The sequence below is a fragment of the Mesorhizobium sp. SEMIA396 genome (assembly GCF_024518615.1).
In the GTDB taxonomy this organism is placed as follows: Bacteria; Pseudomonadota; Alphaproteobacteria; order Rhizobiales; family Rhizobiaceae; genus Mesorhizobium.
In genome coordinates, this window is the sequence record NZ_JANIFC010000001.1 from 553,304 (window position 1) to 571,660 (window position 18,357).

Consider the following 18,357-nt stretch of genomic DNA (forward strand, 5'->3'; position numbering starts at 1 on the left):
ATAGTGACGGGGAGAGGGGTGCTGTCATCGGCGATTTCGCCAATCTCCAGCGTTGCGGGAAGAATGCCGGCGTCGCGGCCAGCCCCTCTCTCCCCGTCACTATACGGGGAGAGATGTCCGGCAGGACAGTGAGGGGCAGCGCCAACGTCAACGATTGCCGCGTTCGGCTAGGAACTCATGACGCCGTAGCGCAGCAGAATAAGCGCGCCGACCTCAAACCCCATCTCCATCGACAAACGCCAGCACCACCACGCGCGGGGCAGCGCAGTAAACGAGCCTGGCCTTGCGGCCGGTCTTCGTCGTCGCCTGGCCTGCGTTCAGGTCGACGGTGATGTCCTCATAGCCCAGCACCTCGCGATCGAGCGGATAGACGGCCTTGTAGACGGCTTCCTTGGCGGCAAAGAGGATGCGGCCGGCAAGATGCCGGTCGGCTGCGTCCGTGCGGTCCGCGGGCGTTGTCACGAGGGCCAAAGTATCATCCGGGAGAGGCTGCGCGGGCTCGACGTCGATGCCGAGCGAGGCGATATCGCCAATCGGGGCAACCGCCGCCACGGCCATGTCGTCGTCGTGCGCGAGCGAACCGGTTATCCCGTCGGGCCAGACCGGCGCGCCGGTTGGCGTGCGCAGGATGGCGACGTCGCCGACGCCAAGCTCCGCCAGCAGTCCGTGCGCGATCCACCGGGCCGCGCCGCTGGCGCGCCGCATGCCGGGCTGGCGCGCGGGGAGGGAATGCGCTTCCCCGGGCAGCAGATGGGCCTCGTCGCCGTCGCGGATCATGCGACATCCGATCCGGACTCCCGATGGTGCGATGGCGGCGATCGCTTCGGCCAAGGCGATTTCCTCGGGCAGCCGCGTCACGGCTCGTGCGTCCGTGCCGGCAAAGCGAGATCGGCGATCATTTCGCCGTCCTCGTCGAGCCCTTCTTCGACGAAACCGGCGCTGCGATAGAGGTTTCGCGCCGCATCGTTCTCCGGTTCGTAGCAGATCGAGACGTGGCTGATGTGGCCGAGCCCCTGGATTTCGTCCAGCACTTCGCGCAGCGCGGCCTTGCCGTAACCTTTGCCTTGAGAAGCGCGGTCGATCATGAAGCGGTAGATGCGCGCCTCGTCGTCATCCTCGGGCGCCTCGTACATCAGGAAACCGACGACACGGGTCCCAGCCATGACGACGCGTGGCCGCGCGTCTGCGTCGGTTTCGGCTTCTTCCAGCGAGTCCGCATTGCCGGCGACGAAATCCCTCTGCTCCGGCGCCAGTTCCAGGGCCGTGACCAGGGCACGGTTGGCCTCGGTCACGGCAACGAGACGGATGTCTCCGGTGTTCAAGCCGATGCCCTTCTTCAAGCCGATGCCCTGGCCGATACCTTGGAGCCATCGTCGGTGATCGGCTCGACGAAGCGGTGCAGCTTGGCCGGATTGCCCCTCCATATGGAGTTGGGCTCCAGCTCTTCGCCCTTCATGACGAAGGAGTCGACATCGACCACCGAGCCTTCGCCCATCACGACGCCGTAGTGGACAAAGGCTGAAGGTCCGAGCGTGCAGCCCTTGCCGATGCGGATGAAGTCGGACTTGAAAGCGCCTTCCTCCAGCGAATGGGCCTGGATGACGCAGCCCTCGTTGAGGGTGGCGTCGTCGCCGATCTCTACCAGCGAGCGTTCGGTGAGGTTGCTGCCGCCGTCATAGACCCGTTTGCCAACCTTGACGCCCAGCATGCGCAGGATCATCGGCCGGAACGGCGTGCCGGCGAACAGGCGCACGATCGGCGAATCCGCCAGCTTCCAGTGGCGCTCGTGGCGCCAGAAGGCGACGTCGTAGATCGTCGTCATCTGCGGCTTCAGCCGGCCGAAACCAAGGCTCGCCCGCTCCACGAAGATGTAGAACGGAATGGTGATCGCCGAGGTCAGGAGCACGGCGACGAACAGCGCGACCTCGGCCCATTCGGTGTAGTAGTTCAGCGCCCGGTCCCAGATCGCCAGCGTGACGAACAGCATGACCCATTGCGTTGCCACGAAGAGCAGGATCGTCACCAGATTGTGGCGGTTCTTGTGCGGGATGCGCCGGCGCCGGTCGTCTTCGTCGACGCCCGCGATGAGTTCCTTGTCGCGGTTCACCATGCGCGGGATTTCAAAGGCAGGCGAACCCAGAAGCCCGACATTCTCGCGCAGCGGCCCGTCGATGGGGATCATCACCTTGGTGCCGAGCAGGACGTTGTCGCCGGTGCGCCCGTCCGGCGGATAGTAGATGTTGTTGCCGAGATAGTTGCGCTCGCCGATCCTCGTCGGCTCGAGCCGGAAGGCGGAGGCGGATTTGTGCATGTTGATCATGAACAGCCCGTCCGACACCATGGTCTCGGTGCCGATCTCGCACAGAAGCGGGTTTTCGTGCTGCTGGTTGGAGCCGAAATTGGAGCCGGTCTGCACCACCTTGTTGAGGTTCCAGCCGATCGCTCTCATGTAGTGCACGATGGCCGAGCTGTCGCCGGCCAGCAGGCCGAGCACGCGGGAATTGCTGGAGAATTCAGCGACCGTCTGCAGCCAGTAGCGGAAGCCGTACAGCGTGTAGGTGCGGCCTGGCTTCAACAGCAGGCTGACCAGGCGCGGCACCAGCGTCGCCGCCAGGAAGGATGCGGCCATGTAGCCGAACAGCGTCACCGTGGTGCCGATCGCGACGACGCCGATGGTTTCCTGGTAGTCGTCGCCGACGTTTTCCCAATAGCTGTGGAACAAAAGCGGCAAGGGGGTGACGATGGCAAACAGCCCGATCAGCTGCACCGCTTCGAAGAGGAAGCGCCTGATGTTGGACGGATCGACATTGCGCACCTTGCAATAGTCGGCCGTGGTCGGCACGGCCGGCGAGCCATGCCAGCGTTCGCCGTCGGGGATGCTTTGGCCGCGGTGCAGTGAGGACGAATGGCCGAGCTGGGCGCCGTCGCCGATCCGGGTGTCGATGTCGAGCGTCGAGCCGACGCCGACAAAGGCATCGCGGCCGATGGTCAGCGGCCCGGTGTGGATATAGCCGGACTGCGCCCGGAAGCCGAGGATCATGGATTCCTTGCGCAGGATGGTGTTGGCGCCGATCGAGATGAGATCCGTGCAGACGGGCACGGATTTCGATTCGATGACGGCGTTCTTGCCGAGCTTGGTGCCCAGAAGCTGCAGGTAGATGCTGTAGAGCGGGCTGCCGCGGAACAGCACGACGGGCGCGGTGCGGATCAATGTCTTGACCACCCAGAAGCGGAAGTAACGCACGCCCCAGATGGGAAACGCCTCCGCCTTCCAGCGGCCGACCAGCACCCATTTGGCGATGACGGCAAAGCCCGACATGCCGAAGAACACGGCGGCCGAAAGCGCCACGCACCTGATGTAGAGCTGCAGCGGATCGTCGAGCGCGTCATACATCCAGTTGAGGCCGTCATTGACCGCCCACAAGGCGCCATAGCTGTAGAGCGCGTAGAACAGCAGCTGTGCGGCGCCGCAGGTCCAGTAGGCGAAATTCGAGGCCCGGCGGGTGAGGACGGGCTCGTTGGTGGCCGTCGTCATCTCGTCCGCCACGCCCAGGTGGAGCGCGAGCCGTGCCACGGTCGGGTGGAGGTAGATGTCGCGCATCGACGCCGTCGCCCATTCCTTCCTGGTGCGCAGGCGGGCGCAGAAATGCGCCATCAGCAGCGAGTTGGCGCCGAGATCGTCGAAGAAATTGTCCTCGACGGACACTTCTTCGAATTTCAGCACCGCGGCCAGTGCGTCGGCGAGGAAACGCTCGTCGTCATTGGCGGGCGCGACCATGGCGCGATCGCCCGAAAGCCGCACGCTTGTCGGCTTCGGCAGCTGGCGCAAATCCACCTTGTTGGAAACCGTCATCGGGATAACAGGCAGTTCCTCCAGATAGGAGGGCACCATGTAGTCGGGCAGCCGCCGCTTCATCGTCCTGGCGAGGTCGGCGCGCGAGATCGCCTTCTGGCCGGCCTTGGGGGCGTAATAGGCGACGAGTTCGACGCGGCCGGGCTCGATCTCCCAGGTGGTGACCGCAGCCTGGGCGATCTCGGGCTGGTCGAGCAGCACCGCCTCGATCTCGCCGAGCTCGATGCGGTAGCCGCGGATCTTCACCTGGGTGTCGATGCGGCCGTTATACTCGATCTCGCTTTGGTCGTTGATGCGGCCAAGGTCGCCGGTCCGGTAGATGCGCCTGGACGGATTGTTCGGCAGGCCGACGAAATCGGCGATGAATTTCTGCTCGGTCAGGTCGGGCCTGTTGAGATAGCCGACCGCGAGCCCGATGCCGGCAATGCCGATCTCGCCCAGTTCGCCGGGCTCGGCAAGCTGCGGCAGCGATGCGTCGAGGATGACGATCGAGTATGTCGGCAGCGGCGCGCCGATGGTGACGGGGCTGTCCGGCGTCAGCGCGCCCATTGTGGCGGTGACGGTCGCCTCGGTCGGGCCATAGGTGTTGAGGATCTGCCGCCCCGGCTTCGACCAGCGCACCACCAGATTGTGCGGGCAGGCCTCGCCGCCGACCAGCAGCGTGCGCAGGCTGGGCACATCCGACGTCATCGACGACAGCAGCGTCGGGCTGCAGGCGATGCAGGTGATGTCATGGAGCCGCAGGAAATCGGCCAGTTCCTCGCCTACCAGCGGCATCTGGCCCGGTGCCGGCACCACCGTCGCGCCGGCGACGAACGGCACCCAGATCTCTTCGGAGGAAAAGTCGAAGGCGATCGTCATGCCCTGATAGACGCGGTCGCCCGGCCGGTAGCCGTAGGAGGCGGCGGCGACGCGGATGAAATTGACGAAACTCTGGTGCTTGATGACCACGCCCTTGGGCTTGCCCGTGGTGCCCGAGGTGTAGAGGATGTAGCAGGTGTCGTCCGATGAAGCGGCCTTCGCATGCGGCTTCAGCGGCGCGTCGGACTGTCCGGAGATTTCAGCGGCGGCGCTGTCGATAAGGAGATGCGGGACGGGCAGCTGACCGGCGCGCGACGCGTAGGCGGCGATGGTGACGATCAGGCTGACGCCGGCGTCTTCGATGATGAGCGCCATCCGCTCCTCGGGGAAGGCGGTCGCCAGCGGCACGAAGGCAGCGCCCGCCTTCATCACGGCGAGCAGCGCGACATAGGTCTCCGCCGAGCGGTCGAGGATGAGCCCGACGCGGTGGCCCGGCCGCACGCCGCGCTTGACCAGCAGGCGGGCGAACTGGTTGGCGCGGCTGTCCAGTTCCCGATAGGTCCAGACACGCCCGTCCGAGATCACCGCCGGCAGCGCTGCAAACATGTCGGCGAGCTGTTCGAAGACGGTGTCGAGCCGCTCGCCGGGCAGGCCTTGCCGGGCAAAGTCGGCGCCCGTCAGGATTTGCCCGCGCCTGGCTGTCGCGGGGGCCGTTCTTATCGGCGCGTCGACACTTGCCAGGCCGCTTTCCAGCCCCGATCGTTCCGCGTCCAGTTCGGCGATGTCGACACCGTGATCCATTTCCATACTTTCCCGTCCAGGCCGGGCATCGCCCGGCACGGCCATTTTTCCAGTTGTTGTGGGATGCTTATGCCATCCGATCTTTTCGGCAGTTTTTCCGAACTGTTGAATATTGTTTCTGAACTGTGTCTGGGCGGGGGGTGGCCCTCTTTGTTGGAGCTTGCGGGGGAGGGGAAGCCTCCGCCCGTGAGCGCCCTACGGCGCCCCCCTCTGGCCTGCCGGCCATCTCCCCCACCTGTGGGGAGATTGGCAGCTTCGGCGCCGGCGTTTTTCTGGAACCAGCCTTGAGGCCCCGCATTCTATGAGCAGGGACTTAAGGAGCGTGTCGTGAAAGCGGTTTTGGGCCTGGTCTGCGGCTTCGTGCTGACCCTTGCGGTCTTCGGCAGCGGACTGGGTTTTGCGGCCTGGCTGCTTGCCGCAAAGCCGCCGCGCCAGGCGACGGCCACCGTCAGCGTGGCGGAGCTGTGGACCAAAAAGGCGCGGCCGGTGAACAAGGCCGGGCAGGGCCTCGAACGCCTGCCGGCCAAACAGTCCGCGCCGCCCGACATCCCCGCCAAACCGCAGGAAACACCGCCCGACCCGACGGTCACCGGCGCGATCGCGCCCACGACGACCGAATTGCCGCCTTCGCATCTCGCCTGGTGCGCCAGCCGCTATCGCTCCTACCATCCGGACGACAACAGCTATCGCTCCTACAGCGGGCAGCTGCGCCCCTGCATCTCGCCCTATCTCCAAGCCGCCGGTCAGGCTGTTTTGCCCGCCGCCGGCGATGGCGACGAAAACGGCGCCGGCCTGGGCGTCTACGTTGCCGACGATGGCGGCGCCGCACTTTCGGCCGACCATGTCGATTCCTGCTTCAGCCGCTACCGCTCCTACCGCCCGGAAGACAACTCCTACCAGCCCTATTCAGGCGGCCCGAGACGGCAATGCCAGTAGCCCCGCGCGCCGCCCGGCATGGCGATCCGATCGCGCGGATTTTCCGGAGCGTCCGCACTGGCGCGGCGTTCAACCCTGACCCCAAGGAGGACTGACCATGAGCGACGACCGGGACGACAGAATTCGTGAGCGCGCCTACCAGATCTGGGAACGGGAAGGCCGCATGCACGGCGACCCTGAGCGGCACTGGCACCAGGCCGAGGCGGAGATCGACCGCGAGTCGGCCCTGCCGCTGACGGCGGATGACGCGCTGCCCGAAACCGGCGAGATCGCCAGCTCCGACGTGCTGGAGGTCGAGGCGCTGGCGGTGCGCACCGGCATATCGGGCGACGAGGCGCAGGAACTGCTCGACCGCCTGGGCAATGACCGCGCGGCAATCGAGCAAGCCGCCCGCAGCCTGAAGGCCAAAAGGCGGCGAAACCCCGATGAGGGACTGGCGAAATGACCGGAAGCTGAGGACAGAACTACCGTTGCGAGGGCTGGCCGGTCACCCGGCCCGAAAGCCCGCGCCTCTGGCGGAGGACGCGGGCCGATCGGACGGCCGATCTTCGGCAGGCGATGGAGGGCACCACCTGCCGCACAGATCAACAATTAGCTCTAGCTAATGTTCCGTCAAGTTGGAACTGAATTTACTTTCGTTTGAATGTCGGCCTCCACCGCAAGTGCGCCGCTGGCCCGGGAATGCATGTGTCCGGCGGGCACCTTGGCTGACGTGGATAGGAATTTTTTCTTGACCGGTGAGGGCAGCTATGCTACATTTTTGCCTATGGTGCTGATTTGCGCCAGTGACCCGCCGCGCAGGCGGGTTTTTTGTTGCCCGCCGCACAGCCGTCACCCGCGAGATTTCTACGCCACGCGTGGTTGAGCCGGCCTGGGCTTGACCATTGTGGCGAGTACGATGCCGGCGACGATGAAGGCCGCACCGACCAGATCGTAATCGTGCAAGCCCTCGCCGAGCAGCAGATAGGCGAGCATGGCCACGAACACCGTCTGCAGGTAGAGCAGCATGCTCGCCCGGCTCGCGCCCAGCGTTTGCACGCTTTTGTTGTAGAGATAGTACATCAAGGCGCCGCCGGGACCTGCCAGATAGGCGAGTGCGAGAAGGCTGTCGACGTCCATGGCGGAGCGTTCGTCGTTGAACAATTCCCACACATGGAAAGGCAAGGCGACCAGCGCACCGGCGCCGAGCAGCAGCACGACCATCGGCAGGAGTTCGATGCCGAATTTGGCACGGCGCAAAAGCACGGTGTAGAGGCCCCAGCAGAACGCGCTGCCGACGATCCACAGCTCGCCGGCGTTGAGCTTGAGTTGCAGCAGCGCCGTCAGGTTGCCATGGGCAACGATGAAGATCATCCCGGCAAGCGCAACCAGGGCGCCAAGCGACTTCCACAGGCCGAGCGGCTCGCCAAGCACAAAACGGGCGAGCACCATCGTCATGACCGGCGACAGCGCCATGATGATGCCGGCCGTGGTGGCGTCGGTGTCGTTGAGGCCGTGGTAGATCATACCTTGGCACAGCGTGAGGCCGATCGCCCCCACGGCGACGACCTCCACGGCGCGCGTTCGCAAAAGCCCGATCATCGCGTCGTGATGACGGTGCACGATCGGCAGCAGGATGGCGCAGGCCAGCGTCAGCCGCCAGAAGCAGAGGCCCCAGGGCGGCATTTCAGGCGCCACCCATTTGGCCGCGATATAGACACCAGCCGAAAGCAGCCAGCACAGCACGGCGGCCGGATAGCCGGTCAGGGAGACCACGGGTTGCGCGGCTTGATGCGCTATCGGCATTGCCTGCATGTCATGCCTCCCCCTTCGACGACCTCGGCCGGACGGGGCAACATAGCCTGTGTCGCTGGGTCGTGCATCCGTTTTGAAAGGCTGAGAAGGAAGCCACGCTCGGCCGTCCTATCTCTTCGACGGAGCGAGGAAGGGTAACGTCCATGGGATTACCAACCTATTGCAGCGTCGTCGTTTCCTTCACCCACTCGACACGGCTATGACGGAACCAGAAGTGAACACCGCAATCCTTTTTCCTCCAGACGGAGGGGTGCAGCGTCGCTGTGCCGTCTTCATGCCGCGTCACTTTCCAGCAGGGTCGCTCGTCGGGCAGCAGATTCATGTGAAGGATGTGGTCGTGACAGCGAGGGCAGAGCATTGCGGCTTGTTCTTCGAAGCCGTCTTCTTCGACAACGTAGAGGGTCTTCTTACGCAATTTTCCAGGGAGTGCGATCCGCACGACGATCGTCTTGTATGGTCGATCGAACCAGCGCCCCGGGAGCGAAAGCAGCCACGCCAGAAACTGAATCAGCCAGGTCATGTAGTCCGCTTTCCGAGCTCTGGTATGCCCAGAAGCGGGCGGACATCGCCGTGGCCCACTTTCGAGGACAGGATAGAGCATATTCCTACTTCGGGCTCGGTGATCAGTTCCATGCTGGCGAGGCTGAACGTAACGCTTGCATACTCCCGATTGACCAGCTCGCGGAACGGGTGAAGCCGGGCGAGGAATTCATCAACGGCAAGTGCCGCGGCCAGCATGTTTACGCTGATCACGGCGGGTCGGCGATTTGCGACACCTCTGATATAGCCGTCTTCGACCTGCAATAGATGCGCCTCGGGATCTGTGCGGCGTAGTCCCGCGGCCGACACGTCATCCATCGAGAACAGATCGCGGCTCATCAGCGACGAGCGGCCTGGCTGTAGGTAGTGGATCGTCCCGCACACTTCCCGAATCTGTCCGCGATTATACCCATCACGTACGGCGTCGAGCCTTATTCCGATGTCGAAGTAGGGGATGAGATACTGGGTTGCGATACAGTTCAGCAGGTAGCGTCCATCAACCGTGTCCATGCAACCGAAGAGCACATCGCATTGTCCAAGCGCACGGACGACGTCCGGGTCCCACAGATTTTGGGCCAGCCGAATGACTTTGGTGCCAACACCGGTTCGGTCGATGGCGTCGCCGATCACGTCGACTTTCTTCCGGCCCAGCCGGGCATCTTCCATTGTGGAGTTGATGATCCGATTGACGTTGCGATCTTCGATCGCATCATCATCGACGATGACAAGTTCGCCGACCCCAAGACGCATCAGCTGCTCGATCACAGGACTGCCCGTTCCCGAGCAGCCGATAACGCCGATGGAAAGCTTGCCAAGGCGTTCGATCGTGCCTTCGTCAAACGCTTGCGCATGCGAGGCGGCGAAACTCGGAACCTCGACGTTGCCGCTGTTCGGATACCAGAAGAGGAGGTCATCGCCCGCCACGCTGATGCAGCTCAAGGAACGCATGACGCCGTAGTCGAGCAGCACGCGGCCGAACATTTCACCAGAAGGCAACATGACCGCGCTGCCGTGCGGGATATTCGCCTCAACCCAGCCGCGGATCATCGGTAGAAGCCGGTGATCGCCGTCATCGTCGATGTCCGAGAATTCAGGATATCCGCCCGGATGGCTGTGCACCTTGATGATAGAAAGCCCCTTCTCGGTGGCTCTCTCCAGGATCGGCGCGATGTAATCGGGACTCCAAACCACGCGAATTGGCGAACGCTCAAGGCACTGATCGTATGGAACCTCATGAATTTCGCGTACCGTCAGCCGGTGCACGCGGTCACCGTTGCGGCGGCCACAAAGAAGAATAGCGACGGCTTCGCAGCCGTCGCCGGGGAAGAGGAAGCTCTTCAGATGAGCGTGCTGATCGCCCGATAGGGCGAGGCTCATTTTGCCGGGCATTTTTCGAACTCTCGCTCAAGCCATTCTTCCACGAGGAAGATATGCGTGCCCAAATTGTCGAAGCCGGGTTTCCACGGGTTCGCTCCCGTGCGGTGCCGCGACCAGCGCTGAAACGTCTTTCCGTCCAGGGCCTGCCGTGCTTCCGTGCGCCCGATCGGTTGCCCGTCGATGCGCTGGAGTCCGGGATAGAAGTAAACCATATCGAGCTGGGCATGCGGATAGCCGGATTCGATCCGGATCGCCGCTATGACCTTGTCATGGTCGTAGCCCTTGGGCACGGGAAAGTCGTGGATAAGCACCCATGGCGATCCGTCGATGATGGTCTCCCACGGACGCTCATACTGCTGGAGGAACGCCTCGTCCTCCTCCCCGAGTTCAAAGTTGCGGCGCAGGGACATCTTGTCAGCCCTCCGTCTGGTCGCGGGGCAAGGCCTTGAACTTTTCGATACCCTTGCGGCGCAGGTCGATAGGTTCGTGCAGCCCGATCTTCTCGGGGCGCTCGCCCGCCATTTTGAGGCGGAGCGTATAGTCCTTGGCGGGCAGGAGACCCGCCAGCGTCAGGATTTCCTCGCCGGTCGGATTCGGCTTCAGGATGACATACGGCTTGCCGTTGACCTGCAGCCGGTATCCTTTCGCGAGCGGGGGCTGCTTGCCAAGCTTGGCGTATTCCTCGAGGTCGATGATGTCGTCGAGGACCTGTTCTTCACCGGGATCGATCCCGTTCTCGTGGGTATCCATTTTTATGTTCCTTCAAGTGGCGATGCCGATCCCTTTGCCGGCAACTTTCTGCATACTAGCAGAAGCTTGCTAAGAACGTCAAGCAGAAATTAGCACGCTTGACAGACTGAGCAAAAAGTGTTATAATCCGAAAGGAATCAAACGGTTATGGTGAAGAATGAATAACACGATTGAACGAAAAACTGAACTGAAGGCAAGCCTTGGGCAGTATTTGGCCTCGATTCGTGAAGACCGCGGCATGAAACTGCGGGAGGTCGAAACAGCCACAAAACGCGAAGTCTCGAACGCGTATTTGAGCCAGATTGAGAACGGCAAGATCAAGAAACCGTCGCCCAACGTGCTCCATGTTCTCGCGCAGGTGTACCGAATAAACTACGAGCAGCTGATGCAGATGGCGGGCTACGCCGTCACTTCGAAGACTTCGGCGCACAAGCCGGCGCGCAACAGCTTTACAGAGCTCAATCTTTCACCCGAAGAAGACGTCAAACTGTTGGAATATCTTCGGTTCCTTCGCAGTTCGAAATAGCCTCCCTATGTCCGCACCGGAATGTCAACCACCGGCCTGATGGGCTCCAGCACCGTGGCGTATTTTCGTACGATCTGGTCGTAAAGATCTGCGATCTTGCGCGCGCGGACTGTCACGGCGAGTGCGTAGGGAAGCTGCTCGGCCGGCGAGAAACTCCGGCCTTCGAGACGCGCATTGTAGTGGATGTCAAAAGATGGCCGGCTGAGACTCTTCGCGTTGAGCCGTCTGCTCGCGTGCAGGCAATTCTCCCATTTCCAGGCATCGCGGCGCAGTTCGTCTTCCCCGGCGCCGAGTCCGGGGTCGCCGAAGAACGACTTGGTATTCGGGTGAACCTGATCGTCTTTCTTGAACTTCTCGTCATGCGGCCGGAAGGTCGCCTGCAAACCCGCACGCGTATAATTGCCGGGATGATGCGGATCAGTGTTGCATTTGTAGCAAAGCGTCGCCGTGATCTCGACCATGCCGGACAATTCGCTGTCGGGCATCGGCACCATCGCCCGAATGTATTTCGCGGGCGAAATTTTGCCTTGATAAATCACACGGATCATATCGTCCTCGCAAAGAACGATGTCGTCGATATTGCGCGCCAGGCGCCCCCAGCCGACTTCGTTGTGCGGAATCTCGCTCGCCTCAATCGAGTGGACGAGCAGCGTTCGCACGGCGAGCAGGTTGAGATTGTGCCCGAAATGTGCGCGAATACCGGTCCCGAGACGGAGCGTGCTCGGAGCGGCGAACGACGTTCCGCCGGTTGGATCCAGTTTGCTGACCCCGCCTTCCGCGACAACGAGAAAAGGTCTTTGCATCGAGCCGCCGAATTCGACAAAATCCGGCTTCACCAAGCCCGGACTGCGGCCGGGGCCTACGGCGCTATATGCCGCTCGCTGCCAAGGCGTATCTGGAGAATCTGCGGCGCCGATCGCGAGTGCGTTGACACAATCAGCCGGCACTTGGATGCGGTTGAACCCCATGGCGGCGTCGCCTTCGCCATTGTTGCCGACGGCGATCGTTGCCAGTGTGTCGGCCTGCGAAAACCGTTCGTCGAGCACTGCGGTCCAGGCATGGACATCGTCGTCCTCAATGGAGAGACTCGGGCCGAGGCTCAGATTGACGAAGTCGTAGTCGGTATTGTTGAGAACGGTGTCGATGCGTTCGAGAACCTCGTAGAGCTCGTGCGGGTTTTGCCCGGGCGTCATATCGAGCACGCGGTAGTGATCGACATTGGAGTAGGGGACCGGCACAGGCTTGGTTGGATCGAGAGGTCCGAATAGCAGCGCCGATGTAACTTGCAGCCCGTGTTTAAGCAGTTCGGGATGTGACGCGCCAACATGCGGACCGTCGATCGCTGTTGACCAAGGGCCAAGCGGATGCGTGGCCGGAAGCCCGCCATCGAATATCGCAGTCTTGATGGATGGGTCGAGGGCGGGTTTCGTTGGCAGCGTCAGTGACTGCGACGGCACGCCGGATGTACGAAAAGCCGGACGGAGAATTCGAAGCCGCGGCATCTCCCGCAACGCGCGAACGATCGTGAACGTGGCGATCTCGTCAGCGAGTGCGACCGGCGCCTCAAGTTCGAGGAAGCACAGCCCGCCTGCATAAAAGCGCTTGTCAAACTTCTGATCGATACCGAGCGACCGGACATACTTTTGAAATGCAGGGAGAGCCTCAGTTTCTCCGAAAAGCTGATCGGTGTGAAGGACGACTTCGAACACCGCGTCCTTGCTTTTGGGAAGCGGACCCTTGATTTTGTCACGCGCCGTCGGAGCGGCAATCTCTTCAATCGTCACCATATCTTCCGCAAGATGCGTCCCGGAGACCCAGGCGGGAAGGGACCGTTCCCACGAACGGAACGCATCCTTTGGGCCAAGCACGAACAGCTCCGTGGTGAGCGTTTCCTGAGGCTCCCGTCCCTTGGATTTCTTGGCTGGCTTGATGCGGCGCGGGCGGCTGCCCACCGCCTGCAATCCAGTCTGCCGAAACAGATCGGACGGATAGAAGGATTTGGCGATATATTCGGGATTGAGTGTCACCGACGCAACGGCCTGACCATCCGGGCATGCCGCTTCCGGCAACTCGTTGAGTGCTTCCACGGTCGCGGCCAGCATGGGCGTCAGCCGCTCACGGGCTTCTGCGAACGTGTAGGGGGCCTGTTTGTTCGGCGCCCCTCCGCGAACGACGACATTGCTCGTTAGTCGTTCGCCTTTTCCCAGGAGGAAATTACGCTTCGCCATTTCGTGCTCGCTTTCCGCGTGACGTCGGCTTTAGCATCGACGTTCCACCACCCCTAATCGTCTCGCGCGCAACGCCCGTGAGTTGCTGCGCCGCCCGTTGCGACATTAGTCCCTCATTCGCAAGTGTACGGGCGAGAGCAATCCTCTCTGGTTTTCCGAGGGTGTCAGGTCGAACAAGATTTGTGAGATAGTCGGTGAGTTCGCCGCCCCGGATTGTAGCGGTGCGACGAGCCGATTTGAGATCTCGGTCAATATCGCTAAACGATTTGCCGAGCAGCGCCCCAGACAAGGCTGCCGCCCATTGATCTGACTTTTCCGTGTGGCCCGCCAAAGCCGCTTGTGCGAAAGAGAATATGCCTCTCGCGTCCGGCATCGGAAATTCGATCGAAAGATCGAAACGTCTCCAGATGGCTGGGTCCAAAAGCTCAGAGTGATTTGTCGCCGCAAGAAGCAGTCCCGTCGCCGGCCAGTCATCGATTTGCTGGATCAAGACCGTAACGAGTCGCTTCAATTCACCGATCTCGCCCCGGTCGTCACGGCGCTTGGCGATCGCATCCAATTCATCAAGGAGGAGAACACAGTCCATCGACTTTGCGTAGTCGAGAACGTGCCGGAGATTTGTTCCGGTGCGGCCCAGATAGCTACTCATTACAGCTGCGAGATCGAGGATAAGCAACGGACGCTTTAGCGCGCGGGCGACCCACCGCGCCGCCATCGTTTTGCCGACTCCGGGCGGTCCAGTGAAGATGGCCGACCGTGTAGGCTCAAGTCCGACCTTCAGGAGCGCCTGCGCGTGTGCGCGCTCGTCAACGATGCGTGATAGCCCTTCGTCCACTTCAGCGGAAAAGATCGGCTCATGATCCAACGCCGGTGTTTCTTCGATCCGCAACAAGGCGAAGCGCGTATCGACGTCGACAGGCAACACAGCCTCCGTTTGCCGACGGAGGGGCGAAGCGCGCGTGGGAGCTTCCCGCATCAACTCCACGAGACCGTTCGACAGGTCTGGTGCATTGTCGCGATGGTTTTTGGCCATCCGATGCACCATCTGCATTACGTCTTGCGTCCGACCTGATAAGGCGATGCGCGCCAGATTGATTATGTCTTTTTCCAATTTCGACGTTGTGGTTGTCACGGCGTATCCATTTCGGCCCAAATCCTCAACTCCGATGAAGCCTACATAGCCGTGGAAGAAAATGAAACCGCCTGCGTGAAATATTCTTCCAATTTCTTATAATATATTGATATTATTATATAAAAATTGGAAGAGATGAAAACGAAATACGTGATGATTTTATGCTTTGCCCCAAAACCCTCCATCTCTTGACCGCGCGCAGCACTGCTGGAAACCTTACTCCACCCCCCTCGCATTAACCATTCATTAACCATTCCCTCGCTAGCGTTTACCTCTCAGTAAGGATTCGCCAGCCGTGACTTTTGCCGCCCCCCTCGAGGCCAAATCCATTCGTTTCCGTGCCCGCTCTTTCGTCGCTTTCACGCTGACGCCCGAAGCGCCTTTGGACGTGTGGCTCGAGGGGCTCGACCACTGGATCGGCAACTCGCCGGGCTATTTTGCCGGGCGGCCGGTGGTGCTTGATCTCAACACCTTGAAGCCCGATGTCGCCGCGATCGAATCGCTGGTCGACGTGCTTGGCCATCGCGGCATCCGCATCTACGCCATCGAGCTCGACGGCCACGCCGCACTCGCGCCCAACCTGCCGCCGGTGCTGGTCGGCGCCAAGGAGGCGACGACGGATGGGCTGCTGCCCCGCAAGGCGCGGGAGGATGTTTCCGAAGAGGGCAAGGCCGAGGGCAGGGCGCCTGAAGCCGGCGCGGCCAAGGCCGGCGACGGCAAGGTTGACGCAAGCAAGGCGGGCGATAGCGAGCCGCAGGTTGAAGCTTCGGGCACGCTGATGATCAAGGCGCCGATCCGCTCGGGCCAGGCGATCGTGCATCCGCATGGCGATGTCATCGTGCTCGGTTCGGTCGCGTCCGGTTCGGAGATCATCGCGGCGGGCTCGATCCATGTCTACGGCACGCTGCGCGGGCGCGCTTCGGCGGGTGCGCTGGGCAACAGAGGCGCGCGCATCTTCTGCCGCAAGAACGAGGCGGAGCTTCTGGCGGTCGACGGCTGGTACGTCACCGCCGAGGAAATGGAAGGTGTTTCGCGCGGCAAGCCGGTGCAGGCGTTTCTCGATGGGGACGCCTTGCGGGTTTCGACGCTGAGCTGACATTCGTTTCGATATTGGGGCGGCCGATGGTCGCCCGACCAAGAAAACAACAACGGAGGCTTTTCAATGGGCAAGGTAGTGGTGGTCACCTCGGGCAAGGGGGGCGTCGGCAAGACGACCTCGACGGCGGCCCTCGGGGCGGCCGTGGCCAAGACCGGCAAGAAGGTGGCCTTGGTCGACTTTGACGTCGGCCTGCGCAACCTCGACCTGATCATGGGCGCCGAGCGGCGCGTGGTGTTCGACCTCGTCAACGTCATCCAGGGCCAGGCCAAACTCTCGCAGGCGCTGATCCGCGACAAGCGGGTCGAGACGCTGTTCCTGCTGCCGGCCTCGCAGACGCGCGACAAGGATGCGCTGACCGAGGAAGGCGTCGGCGAAGTCATCGACAAGCTGCGCTCGGTGTTCGACTACGTGTTCTGCGACAGCCCGGCCGGCATCGAGCGCGGCGCGCAGCTCGCCATGCGCTTTGCCGACGAGGCGGTCATCGTCACCAATCCGGAAGTCAGTTCCGTGCGCGATTCCGACCGCATCATCGGCCTGCTCGACGCGCGCACCTTGCGGGCGGAGCAGGGCGAGCAGATCGCCAAGCATGTGCTGGTGACGCGCTACGATGCGGCGCGTGCGTCGCGCGGCGAAATGCTGTCCATCGACGACGTGCTGGAAATCCTGTCGGTGCCGCTGCTTGGCATCATTCCGGAAAGCCAGGACGTGTTGCGCGCCTCCAACCTCGGTTCGCCGGTGACGCTGTCGGAGCCGCTCAATTCCGCTGCCAAGGCCTATATCGACGCCGCCAGGCGGCTGGAGGGCGAGGAATTGCCCGTCATCGTGCCCTTCGAGCGCAAGGGCTTCCTCGATCGTCTTTTGGGAAGGAGGGCGGCATGAACCTGCTCGACATCTTCAAGCGGCGCTCCAGCGCGCCGGTGGCGCGCGAGCGGCTGCAAGTGCTGCTCGCCTATGAGCGCCGCAACCGCAGCCAGCCAGACCTCGTCTCCATCCTGCGCGAGGAGATCATGGCCGTCATCGCCAAGCATGTGCAGATCGACCAGGATTATCTGCAGGTCTCGATGGACCGCGGCGAGACCATGTCGACGCTGGAAATCGACATCCAGATCCCCAACAAGAGCGCCGTGCCGCTGGCCATGGCGGGGTGACTTAGCAAGACTTGGGTTCCTCGCCCTCATTTCATGGGGGGGGGTGAGGAACCGTGCGTCGTGCAGGCTAGCGCCGGCAGCCCATCCCGACCGGCATTCACCCGCGTCCATGCCGCCTTCAAAGACCGCAGGTAATACGCTCTAAATTAACAATTTCTAAAACTCCCAATTGACACAAGTTGGCAATTGTTGATTTACTGCGCCTTTCCAGTATAAATCTGGATTGGCTCAGGGGGGAAACTTGCGCCTGTATAGAACGATTTGCCGCGCGGCCGCATTGTTGGCCGCCGCTCAGGTTTTATTTGCCTGCGCCGTACGGCCGACGACCCAGCAGGTCACGGGGGGCCTGGATACTGCCCGCATCGCCCAGGCGATCCGTTGCGAAATGCGCGATGCCTATATCACGCTGTTGATCGGCGCGCTCTCCCTGGACAGGGACAAATACAATATGGCGGTTGCGGCCAGCCTCAGTCGCGACCATCTGGCGCGGTTCATGCCGCCCGACAGCGCCACGCTCAGCAAGGATGACATCGCAAAAGCGAAGGCCAAAAATGAGTCTAAAGTATTTCGGGATTTTTTCACGTCAGGCTACAAAAATCTTCATGATAAAGAAAAGCAGCTCAAGCAAGTTGTTGAGACTTACTCCAAGGTTTTTATCTTCTACAAATATGTGTTCGACATGACCCAGACCGACAATCTGGGCGGTAGTGTCGATCTTTTGAGTGTATTTACCCGAGGAACGCTGACCAGCCCCATCGACGCATCGTTCGAAGGCAAGCGGCGGGCTAAGCGGGAGTTTGTCCAGAAGGACCGGGTCGACGAATTGCTGACCAATCTTCCGACGATCCGCCAGTGCAACAAATTCCGGGCCGAGCTTGCGGGCGGCGAGCCTCTTCCGAACGGCGCTTATCCGATTGCCGGGAAGCTCAATCTGATTGAAATCGTCAGGAGTTTCATAACGTCCAACCAGTCGGGAAACCTGATCGGCCAGATATCGGAAGCCGACCTGTTCACGCAGCGGGACAAGGTGCCAGTGCCCTCCATGAATGAAACGCTTGTTTTCACCACGACTCTGCATGCCGGTATCAGCCCGAAACTCGAATTGGGCAAACGGCTAAGCGGCACCGACGTCAAGGGCAGCACGCTGACAGCCACCACGGAAAGGGTGGACATCCATACACTGACGCTGGTCATGCAACTGCCTCCTACGGAGGGGGGACTGACCGTAGCCGAGGCACGGAGCAAGGCGGAGCAGCAAGAGTATGAGCGCCAGGTAGAGGCCGGGGTGCGCGAGCTTCAGCGCGTGGACGACAGCAACTATCGCGACAGGAAATCCAAGGTACTCGAGCTGATCACCGGAGAGTAGTTTCAC

The 18,357-nt window shown here is 61.9% G+C and carries 17 protein-coding genes; 7 read left to right on the forward strand and 10 right to left on the reverse strand.

The window, feature by feature from the left end; all coding sequences use genetic code 11:
* Nucleotides 1-213 precede the first annotated feature (213 nt).
* Genes NP503_RS02785 through NP503_RS02795 form a run of 3 tightly spaced genes read right to left on the reverse strand, consistent with a single transcriptional unit; the run spans nt 214 to nt 5,461 of the window.
* The gene (locus tag NP503_RS02785; RefSeq protein ID WP_127272000.1) at nt 214-858 is read right to left on the reverse strand and encodes a 4'-phosphopantetheinyl transferase; all 645 of its coding nucleotides are present in this window, start codon (nt 856-858) and stop codon (nt 214-216) included.
* A complete protein-coding gene (locus NP503_RS02790; protein WP_127269338.1) occupies nt 855-1,340 on the reverse strand; it encodes a GNAT family N-acetyltransferase in 486 nt (161 codons plus the stop codon). Before NP503_RS02790 ends, NP503_RS02785 begins: the two co-directional genes overlap by 4 nt.
* Entirely contained in the window at nt 1,337-5,461 is a 4,125-nt protein-coding gene (locus tag NP503_RS02795; RefSeq protein WP_127272003.1) for a Pls/PosA family non-ribosomal peptide synthetase, read from the reverse strand. Before NP503_RS02795 ends, NP503_RS02790 begins: the two co-directional genes overlap by 4 nt.
* 321 nt (nt 5,462-5,782) lie before the next feature.
* Between NP503_RS02795 and NP503_RS02800 the strand changes: the two genes are divergently transcribed.
* Nucleotides 5,783-6,391 (forward strand): BA14K family protein, encoded by a 609-nt coding sequence (locus NP503_RS02800; protein ID WP_127272005.1) that lies wholly within the window; start codon nt 5,783-5,785, stop codon nt 6,389-6,391.
* A 97-nt stretch (nt 6,392-6,488) separates the two neighbouring features.
* Complete coding sequence (locus tag NP503_RS02805) at nt 6,489-6,836, forward strand: DUF2934 domain-containing protein (protein WP_027035205.1); 348 nt, start codon at nt 6,489-6,491, stop codon at nt 6,834-6,836.
* Nucleotides 6,837-7,237: 401 nt separating this feature from the next.
* On the opposite strand, the gene NP503_RS02810 is transcribed toward NP503_RS02805, so the two are convergent.
* The 5 genes from NP503_RS02810 to NP503_RS02830 all read right to left on the reverse strand — a co-directional run bounded on the left by NP503_RS02810 (nt 7,238) and on the right by NP503_RS02830 (nt 10,852).
* On the reverse strand, nt 7,238-8,185 hold the full coding sequence (locus NP503_RS02810) for a DMT family transporter (protein ID WP_127272007.1): 948 nt from the start codon (nt 8,183-8,185) through the stop codon (nt 7,238-7,240).
* A 157-nt stretch (nt 8,186-8,342) separates the two neighbouring features.
* Nucleotides 8,343-8,705, reverse strand: a complete 363-nt coding sequence (locus NP503_RS02815) for a DUF6527 family protein (protein WP_127268633.1) — start codon at nt 8,703-8,705, stop codon at nt 8,343-8,345.
* The gene (locus NP503_RS02820; RefSeq protein WP_236382736.1) at nt 8,702-10,114 is read right to left on the reverse strand and encodes a ThiF family adenylyltransferase; all 1,413 of its coding nucleotides are present in this window, start codon (nt 10,112-10,114) and stop codon (nt 8,702-8,704) included. Before NP503_RS02820 ends, NP503_RS02815 begins: the two co-directional genes overlap by 4 nt.
* Nucleotides 10,099-10,512 carry an E2/UBC family protein gene (locus tag NP503_RS02825; protein WP_127268632.1) on the reverse strand — a complete coding sequence of 138 codons (414 nt, stop codon included), beginning with the start codon at nt 10,510-10,512 and terminating at the stop codon, nt 10,099-10,101. The genes NP503_RS02820 and NP503_RS02825 overlap by 16 nt, the downstream gene beginning before the upstream one ends.
* A gap of 4 nt (nt 10,513-10,516) precedes the next feature.
* On the reverse strand, nt 10,517-10,852 hold the full coding sequence (locus NP503_RS02830) for a multiubiquitin domain-containing protein (protein WP_127268631.1): 336 nt from the start codon (nt 10,850-10,852) through the stop codon (nt 10,517-10,519).
* Nucleotides 10,853-11,009: 157 nt separating this feature from the next.
* On the opposite strand from NP503_RS02830, the gene NP503_RS02835 reads away from it, so the two are divergent.
* The gene (locus NP503_RS02835; protein ID WP_127268630.1) at nt 11,010-11,378 is read left to right on the forward strand and encodes a helix-turn-helix domain-containing protein; all 369 of its coding nucleotides are present in this window, start codon (nt 11,010-11,012) and stop codon (nt 11,376-11,378) included.
* Between the two features lie 5 nt (nt 11,379-11,383).
* Here the strand turns inward: NP503_RS02835 and NP503_RS02840 are convergent, their stop codons facing one another.
* Nucleotides 11,384-13,606: a S8 family peptidase gene (locus NP503_RS02840; RefSeq protein WP_127268629.1), complete on the reverse strand. Its 2,223-nt coding sequence runs from the start codon at nt 13,604-13,606 to the stop codon at nt 11,384-11,386.
* Nucleotides 13,593-14,738: an AAA family ATPase gene (locus NP503_RS02845; protein ID WP_236382739.1), complete on the reverse strand. Its 1,146-nt coding sequence runs from the start codon at nt 14,736-14,738 to the stop codon at nt 13,593-13,595. The genes NP503_RS02840 and NP503_RS02845 overlap by 14 nt, the downstream gene beginning before the upstream one ends.
* Before the next feature lie 295 nt (nt 14,739-15,033).
* Between NP503_RS02845 and minC the strand changes: the two genes are divergently transcribed.
* From minC to NP503_RS02865, 4 genes are all read left to right on the forward strand, one after another.
* The gene (gene minC, locus NP503_RS02850) at nt 15,034-15,834 is read left to right on the forward strand and encodes a septum site-determining protein MinC (protein ID WP_127271097.1); all 801 of its coding nucleotides are present in this window, start codon (nt 15,034-15,036) and stop codon (nt 15,832-15,834) included.
* A gap of 66 nt (nt 15,835-15,900) precedes the next feature.
* A complete protein-coding gene (gene minD / locus NP503_RS02855) occupies nt 15,901-16,716 on the forward strand; it encodes a septum site-determining protein MinD (RefSeq protein WP_013530671.1) in 816 nt (271 codons plus the stop codon).
* Nucleotides 16,713-16,985: a cell division topological specificity factor MinE gene (minE, locus tag NP503_RS02860; protein ID WP_024501686.1), complete on the forward strand. Its 273-nt coding sequence runs from the start codon at nt 16,713-16,715 to the stop codon at nt 16,983-16,985. The genes minD and minE overlap by 4 nt, the downstream gene beginning before the upstream one ends.
* Nucleotides 16,986-17,226: 241 nt before the next feature.
* Nucleotides 17,227-18,351 carry a hypothetical protein gene (locus NP503_RS02865; RefSeq protein ID WP_127268760.1) on the forward strand — a complete coding sequence of 375 codons (1,125 nt, stop codon included), beginning with the start codon at nt 17,227-17,229 and terminating at the stop codon, nt 18,349-18,351.
* Nucleotides 18,352-18,357 lie beyond the last annotated feature (6 nt).